The organism is Pseudomonas sp. CFBP2511, from assembly GCF_030209255.1.
Classification (GTDB): Bacteria; Pseudomonadota; Gammaproteobacteria; order Pseudomonadales; family Pseudomonadaceae; genus Aquipseudomonas; species Aquipseudomonas avellanae.
Map to the genome: position 1 here is coordinate 1 of NZ_JARVSI010000031.1, position 6,199 is coordinate 6,199.

Sequence of the window (6,199 nt, forward strand, 5' to 3'; positions counted from 1 at the left end):
ACGACAGCTCGGAAAACCTTAGCGTACGATTTTTTCCGAATTCTCTAGGCTCCCCATATATGTTTGTCGCTGACGATATTCGTCATTTGGATCACCTTCGCAGAGCCCCGGAGCGGTTGCCGCCGCTGTTGCCGGGGATTGGGGGAGGGGAGGCGCGCAGCGCCTCCCCGGTTCACTTAGGCCGTGATTTGGGCCCAATTGAAAAGAGCCGGCGTTTCAGCACGAACTATTGCCACGCACTCGTCGTGAGTAAGCGTGAAAGGGCCTGTGAAACGAAAATAGCGGCTGCCGATCCGCACATAGATCCGCGTCATCGTACCGTTAGTGAACTCACTCATCTTGAACGACGAGGTTTCTTGATCATGGGTCCAGCCCATAGGGGGGAGGGTTGAGAGCGCATCGTCATAGGCAGTCTCGTCGATGGCAATGGGAGCTTCTTTGCTGATTGCTTCAATGCGCTTTACTGCTTGATCGCTGGTCATAACTCGCATGCCTGGGTAACGGCTAGCCAGCGTTGCGAGCGTTGTCCCACACTGATCAACCCATTCGCCAGCGTCATTTTTTAGAGCGTAAGCCCAGATGTAGTGGTGGCCGGGTTGGTAGAAAACATGAACGGTATTAGTGGTCATAGTTGCCTCTTTCGCAGATTCCCCCGAAGCGGTTGCCGCCGCTTGCACCGGGGTGTCGAGGCTGGATTGCTTCGACGTGGTTATTATCTCAAACCACGCCGAGGAAGTCTACTTTTTGTGCGTATATATCATACAAAAAAGATACTTACGAAAACATGATGGTGTACATACCAACGAGCACTGAGCATGCAGCAATGGCATAACACGCCAGAGCAAGATAAACCGCCTCTGGCACCAGCTCGCTGCGCGTGAACCCAGCCATCAGGAATGCGAAGGCAGCCGAGAATGGCGATAGCCACAACATCCAACCCGGTATTGGCTGATCAAGCATGCCGATCAGGATAGGGGTCAAAATCAACATAAAGGCTAATGCAATGTACTGAAAGCACTTGACGTTTCGTGAGCCCCAATCCTCTGGGGTATCTTGATCGGAACGGCTCTCATGAGGTTGTTTCATCTTTTAATCCCTTTCCAGTTTGATCATAGGAAACGCTCCAGAGCGATGGAGCGTTTGTGACGGTATTAGATTTCCCGGCGTAATCAATGTGTAACATCATCGTCAAAGCAGTTGCTTTCGGACTCGTCAAAGCCGAACGGGTAAGAGTCCCAAACCTCTTGCGGAATGTCTTCAATTACGCCGTCCAGCAGAGCGATTTCAGCGGCACGCATTTCTGCAAGATCATTATCCCTCGACTCTTCGGCGTCGGCTTCAAGTTCACAGCCGTTTTCCTCAACGTGCAAACGCCAGTGAGCCCCACGGGTGGAAGCCTCCCAACCGTCGTGCCAGGCTTCGTTGAGCTGCGGAACATTTCTGAAAAGCGCTGGGATCTGAACTTCACCAGCGAACTGGGCGTTTGCTCCCGCGATGTGCGCCTCAATCATGTTTTCCTCTTGCGTCAACTCGTCGCCATTGATCAGTGCTTTTTCAAAGGTTACGCGAATATCAAGTATTTCAAGGAAAGTGGCGTTCATGATGAGTCTCCTTCGCAGTTACCGGGTAGAGGTTGCCGCCTCAGTGCCAGGGTCAGAGCGGTTTGCTTTGACGGGATAAGTATCTCATTTGCGGCTTGATAAATCAACTATTTATCATATAAATGCTGACAAAAAGTATACTATTAACGCCTCGATTCCGACCGCGTGCGCGCACGTCCAGTCGATGGCCAACTCACCCCGCGCCCTGTTCAACCCCGCTTTTTCGAGCACGGTCTTTCGCGTGAGCCTGCGCGGTCCCGTGACGCAAGGCACTGCAAGACGACAGGTCCCGGCAGGTCCAATGGTGCAGCAACCGGGGTAGGCCGGAACGGCCGCAGGGGCAGGCCCCTGTTCGGAGCGACGGCGGAGACCTGGTGCTGACACACCATCGCAGGTGGCATTTGTGGGATCCGGGGTAGCGCAGCGCAGGGGCTGGCCCCTGTTCGGAGCGACGGCGGAGACGGCTTTTGATCTTGGAAGGCAAACGGAGTGCGCAGCCCGGAACGGGCGAAGGCGTGAGGATGGAAGCCCGAAGGGCCAAGACCCGGCGTGCTCTTGGCCGGGGCTTGGTTCACGACAGCCGATGAGGCGAAGCCGAGCACGCCCAAACTCACTTGAGGTTGGTGATGATCCAGACACCCGCTGTGGAAAGTGAAACGATATATAGACCAATAAGAAACCTGAGTAGCGAGTAGGACCGAACCACCATGTGTATGGCTGCGCCCAGATACACAAAAATCAAGCTGAACCATGCGGCAAGTACAAGAGCGTTATGGACTTGACGATACTCCGGAGACGGTTCAACCCAAGCTCCATAAGCGACAGCCAGCGTAGGGATCAGACAGATGAGTAACGCTTTAATAGCGAGGTTCCGGGTCCTCGGCCGCTTACGGTCGAATCGCTCGCTGGTGATGTTTTGGGGCATAAGGGCACCATCATTGTGGTTGTGGGTAAGGTTGGGCTATAGCACGCACCTGATCTTCAAGTTCAGCTGGCACCCAGACCAACACCGGGATTAGCTCTTGCGCACCTGCATTAGCAAGCGCAGCGTTGACTCGTTGTACTGCAGCGTAAATGACCTGTTTTTTCTCCCCCGTCTCATCGGCTAGGGCAACGGGCTTCTTCCCTTCGACCAGTACCGCCCGGGCAAGCTCGACGGTTTTGACGCTCATTGAGCGTAAGGCAGCGGAGTATGATTCCCATTGTTCCGGTGTATATCGTGTCTTGGTCATGCAAGTTCTCCTAGTGTGTTTAGGCTGGGCCTTGTGTAGGCCCAGCCCGGTTTTATGGTCGTCCCGATCTTACGGCGGTCGGATTAGGTGATGCCCAACGGTTGATCGGCCCTAGGAGAAGCTGCAAGCACATCCTAGATAGCCTCATCGCTCTTACGCGCTGATAGGCTCTGTGACAGGCGTTCGATGATTGCACCGTGGGGCAGAGTCGCCAAGCCCAGAAAAGTCCAGTAGCGGCCTTCCCAGTGCGCGTAAATGCGCGTTACGTTCCCCACCACGCAGTTTTCAAGCTTGAAAGTGTCGCATTGTCCGTCAGCTTCGTAATCAGACACTGGCTGATTAGCCGCTGCGTGATTGAAACGTGCTTGTGTTGTTTCAATTGGGCGAGTCCCGTACACAGCTTCTTGATCGAGCAGGAACCCTTCCTCGTCCCCGAGTACCGCGCCGGGGTGGCTGATCTGCAGTTCTGGCAGCATCAGCAAGCGGTTACGAGTCGCCCAGATACCTGGTGCAACTTCGCGAGCGTAATCAATGATGGTCGTTTGGCCTGGCACATAAAAAACTTTGAACATGGCTAATACTCCTATCTGCGACAGATACCGGGCGCCCATGGCGCCCGGTGACTTTGATTACGCAGCGATCAAACCGACGCGCAGCTGCTCGGCCATTGCCCACAAGGCACGATTCAATTTCACGTCCTGATCTATGCCATTCACTGCGCGCGTCGTCATTGGTCGACCTTTGGCATTGCGGCCACGCAGGCCACCACGGATAACGTTTTCTTGAACCCGATTGAACGTGGTCCAAAGGTCGTTGGAGTGATCCTCTAAACGTCGAGCACGCAAGAGCTGGGAAGCGGTAATCGGCGCAGGGCCTTCGCGCTGGTCGTAGCGGTAAGCTATTGCGCCGGCTGCCAGAGCAAGCTGTTCAAACTCCTGCAGTTTTGTCTGTTTCATCACGTCGCGTTGTTCATCGGCTTTTTTGAACTGATCGAGGACGGTATAGGCTCCTTCAATCACTTCGCCAATAACGTCATGCTTGCCGCTGTGACGTACTCGCTGATCTGCGAATGACTCACCCAGTACAAGGCCGTTAGCGCAAACAAACCGGAAAACACCGCCAATCATCTGGTAGCTCGACGAACCGTCGTGGCTATTCAGCAGAATAATTTCGTTGGCTTCCTTGTCCATGATGTTGCTGGCATGACGCAGACGGATCATGTGCTTGGTGTGTTCAACTTTCTCAACATTTCGCACACGTGTCTGGCAAACCATGAAGGGTTCGAAGCCTTCCTTGCGCAAGCCATTGAGCACTTCGACAGTAGGAATGTAGCGGTAGCGTTCAGAGCGGCTGTCATGCGCTTCCATCGCGTAGATAGACGGCGCGACGGTGCGAATCTGATCGTCGGTCAGTGGCTGGACCGAACGAAGCATATTCGGGTTACGGAAATTGCTGGATAGACGCATTGGATAATCTCCTTCGCAGTTGCCCGGAGCGGTTGCCGCCGCGTATTCCGGGTGTCGATGCCGTGTTGCTTCGACGTGATCATTATCAGCGTTCACGCCGAATAAGTCAACATTCTGTACTAAATTAAATGACTAAAAGTATATATTTCTCGCGTGCGAGAAGTAGGCTTTTTATGTGCTTATTGCCTTTAGGACTGCGGGTAAAGACGGTATACATCCACCAGCCCCATCGCCTCGCGACTGTCTTTCTTGAGAACGTTGTAGCCGTCCGCACCGCGATAAATATCGGTAGCCCCTTCGAGAGTGAGCGCGTTGCCGCCGTGGTCGATAGCTAGGATGCGCATAAACCGCTTGTACCCCTCGGGGCTACCGATGTTTCTTCCGAACACGGGACCGAGCACCAACCCCCGGTAACTGCCGGGGACAGAATCAGGCCAGCCCTCTGGAAAATAGCCCTCATACAAATCCAGCAAACTCAGCTGGTAGCTGGCGGCAAAGCTTTCGATGGCGTCGATGGAAACACCGTCCCATTTCCAGTCATATATTTCGTCGTGCATGCCGTTACCCTCCTGCCGGGTTTGCTCGTCTTAATTGCCCAGATCGACTACTTGGTCCGTATCAGTGCCGCCGATCCAGAGAACTCGGAACTGTTCGGACTCGGTTTTTCTCTGGGTTATCGTCACTCGACCACAACGCATGCAATGCGCAATTGCGGTAACTACGTCACGCGCAAGGTTCATTCGGTCTGCAATGTCAGCGGCTTCAAGTTCCCACTGCGTGGCCAAGCGCGAGTGATTTCTGAATTCAACGATCAGAGGCTTGAGCTCGTCCTCGTCACTGAACAATTCCGCTTGAACCTCTTCCAGCGACGTGAACCGCTTTGGACCGGTATTCACGTCGGTGGCTATGATCGAATAGCCAAAGGAAAAAGCATCAGTGGCGATACGGTGAACAAGTGATTTGGCGTTGAGCATGATCGTGTCCTTCTGCAGTTTGCCCGGAAGAGGTTGCCGCCTCAGTGCCAGGGTCATCGCTACTTGCTTTGACGGGATCAGTATCTCATTCGCAGCCAAATAAATCAACTTTTTGTACGAAAATAGGTGACATAAAATAGATTTACATGTGTGGTTTATATGCTACAATTGCACCATGAATACGATCAAACAAACCGCAACGTTCCGCACCTGGGAAAGCAAACTCAAGGACAACCGAGCCAAGGCCGCTATTGCAGCTCGTATCTTGCGCGTAGCCAACGGCTTGATGGGAGACGTTTCACCTGTCGGCCAAGGGGTCAGCGAGTTACGCATTCACTATGGCCCGGGTTATCGGGTCTACTTCCAACAACGGGGTAACGAGCTGGTGATCCTGCTGTGCGGGGGGGACAAATCCTCTCAGGCTCGCGACATAGAGACTGCCAAAACACTGGCTCATGACTGGAGTGAAAATGAATGAAAGAATCACTGTATGACTACGACCCAGCCGCGGCGCTGGTCGACGCTGAAAGCATCACAGTCTTCATTGCTGATGCGTTTGAAACGGGCGATGCCGCACATATCGCACAGGCCCTTGGTGTGGTGGCACGCGCCAAGGGAATGAGCGAAATAGCGAAGGTATCAGGGCTATCACGCGAATCGCTTTACGTGGCGTTTAGTGACAAGGGTAATCCGACGCTGAAAACCATGCTTGCCGTGATGCGCGCCGTAGGGGTAGACATGACAGCACGTGCCCATTCACCGACTTAACGCGTTTTGATAGCCGGTGGACCTGACGCCACTGGCTTTCTGAGCTGATTCTGCCGCGCCTCGATGCCGACCGCGTGCGCGCACGTCCAGTCGATGGCCAACCCACCCCGCGCCCTGTTCAACCCCGCTTTTTCGAGCACGGTCTTTCGCGTGAGCCT

General features: G+C 54.0%; 10 protein-coding genes. 2 read left to right on the forward strand and 8 right to left on the reverse strand.

What is annotated here, in order from left to right:
- Window positions 1–176: 176 nt before the first annotated feature.
- From QRN38_RS25630 to QRN38_RS25665, 8 genes are all read right to left on the reverse strand, one after another.
- The gene (locus QRN38_RS25630; protein ID WP_122222966.1) at window positions 177–629 is read right to left on the reverse strand and encodes a hypothetical protein; all 453 of its coding nucleotides are present in this window, start codon (window positions 627–629) and stop codon (window positions 177–179) included.
- A gap of 145 nt (window positions 630–774) precedes the next feature.
- Complete coding sequence (locus tag QRN38_RS25635) at window positions 775–1,086, reverse strand: hypothetical protein (RefSeq protein ID WP_122222968.1); 312 nt, start codon at window positions 1,084–1,086, stop codon at window positions 775–777.
- Window positions 1,087–1,169: 83 nt separating this feature from the next.
- A complete protein-coding gene (locus QRN38_RS25640; RefSeq protein WP_122222970.1) occupies window positions 1,170–1,601 on the reverse strand; it encodes a hypothetical protein in 432 nt (143 codons plus the stop codon).
- 935 nt (window positions 1,602–2,536) lie between these two features.
- A complete protein-coding gene (locus QRN38_RS25645) occupies window positions 2,537–2,833 on the reverse strand; it encodes a TrfB-related DNA-binding protein (protein ID WP_074321550.1) in 297 nt (98 codons plus the stop codon).
- Window positions 2,834–2,967: 134 nt separating this feature from the next.
- Window positions 2,968–3,405, reverse strand: a complete 438-nt coding sequence (locus QRN38_RS25650) for a hypothetical protein (protein WP_074321552.1) — start codon at window positions 3,403–3,405, stop codon at window positions 2,968–2,970.
- A gap of 57 nt (window positions 3,406–3,462) precedes the next feature.
- On the reverse strand, window positions 3,463–4,299 hold the full coding sequence (locus QRN38_RS25655; protein ID WP_074321554.1) for a DUF932 domain-containing protein: 837 nt from the start codon (window positions 4,297–4,299) through the stop codon (window positions 3,463–3,465).
- A 188-nt stretch (window positions 4,300–4,487) separates the two neighbouring features.
- Window positions 4,488–4,856 (reverse strand): hypothetical protein, encoded by a 369-nt coding sequence (locus tag QRN38_RS25660; RefSeq protein WP_285362781.1) that lies wholly within the window; start codon window positions 4,854–4,856, stop codon window positions 4,488–4,490.
- Between the two features lie 30 nt (window positions 4,857–4,886).
- Complete coding sequence (locus QRN38_RS25665; protein ID WP_285362782.1) at window positions 4,887–5,273, reverse strand: hypothetical protein; 387 nt, start codon at window positions 5,271–5,273, stop codon at window positions 4,887–4,889.
- Between the two features lie 175 nt (window positions 5,274–5,448).
- On the opposite strand from QRN38_RS25665, the gene QRN38_RS25670 reads away from it, so the two are divergent.
- On the forward strand, window positions 5,449–5,751 hold the full coding sequence (locus QRN38_RS25670; protein ID WP_285362783.1) for a type II toxin-antitoxin system RelE/ParE family toxin: 303 nt from the start codon (window positions 5,449–5,451) through the stop codon (window positions 5,749–5,751).
- A complete protein-coding gene (locus QRN38_RS25675; protein WP_074321561.1) occupies window positions 5,748–6,041 on the forward strand; it encodes an addiction module antidote protein in 294 nt (97 codons plus the stop codon). Before QRN38_RS25670 ends, QRN38_RS25675 begins: the two co-directional genes overlap by 4 nt.
- Window positions 6,042–6,199 lie beyond the last annotated feature (158 nt).

Coding starts and splice junctions, on each gene's coding strand:
- QRN38_RS25645 (WP_074321550.1), bottom strand. CDS start 2,833: ATGACCAAGACACGATATACACCGGAACAATGGGAATCATACTCCGCT.
- QRN38_RS25655 (WP_074321554.1), bottom strand. CDS start 4,299: ATGCGTCTATCCAGCAATTTCCGTAACCCGAATATGCTTCGTTCGGTC.
- QRN38_RS25670 (WP_285362783.1), top strand. CDS start 5,449: ATGAATACGATCAAACAAACCGCAACGTTCCGCACCTGGGAAAGCAAA.
- QRN38_RS25650 (WP_074321552.1), bottom strand. CDS start 3,405: ATGTTCAAAGTTTTTTATGTGCCAGGCCAAACGACCATCATTGATTAC.
- QRN38_RS25640 (WP_122222970.1), bottom strand. CDS start 1,601: ATGAACGCCACTTTCCTTGAAATACTTGATATTCGCGTAACCTTTGAA.
- QRN38_RS25660 (WP_285362781.1), bottom strand. CDS start 4,856: ATGCACGACGAAATATATGACTGGAAATGGGACGGTGTTTCCATCGAC.
- QRN38_RS25630 (WP_122222966.1), bottom strand. CDS start 629: ATGACCACTAATACCGTTCATGTTTTCTACCAACCCGGCCACCACTAC.
- QRN38_RS25665 (WP_285362782.1), bottom strand. CDS start 5,273: ATGCTCAACGCCAAATCACTTGTTCACCGTATCGCCACTGATGCTTTT.
- QRN38_RS25635 (WP_122222968.1), bottom strand. CDS start 1,086: ATGAAACAACCTCATGAGAGCCGTTCCGATCAAGATACCCCAGAGGAT.
- QRN38_RS25675 (WP_074321561.1), top strand. CDS start 5,748: ATGAAAGAATCACTGTATGACTACGACCCAGCCGCGGCGCTGGTCGAC.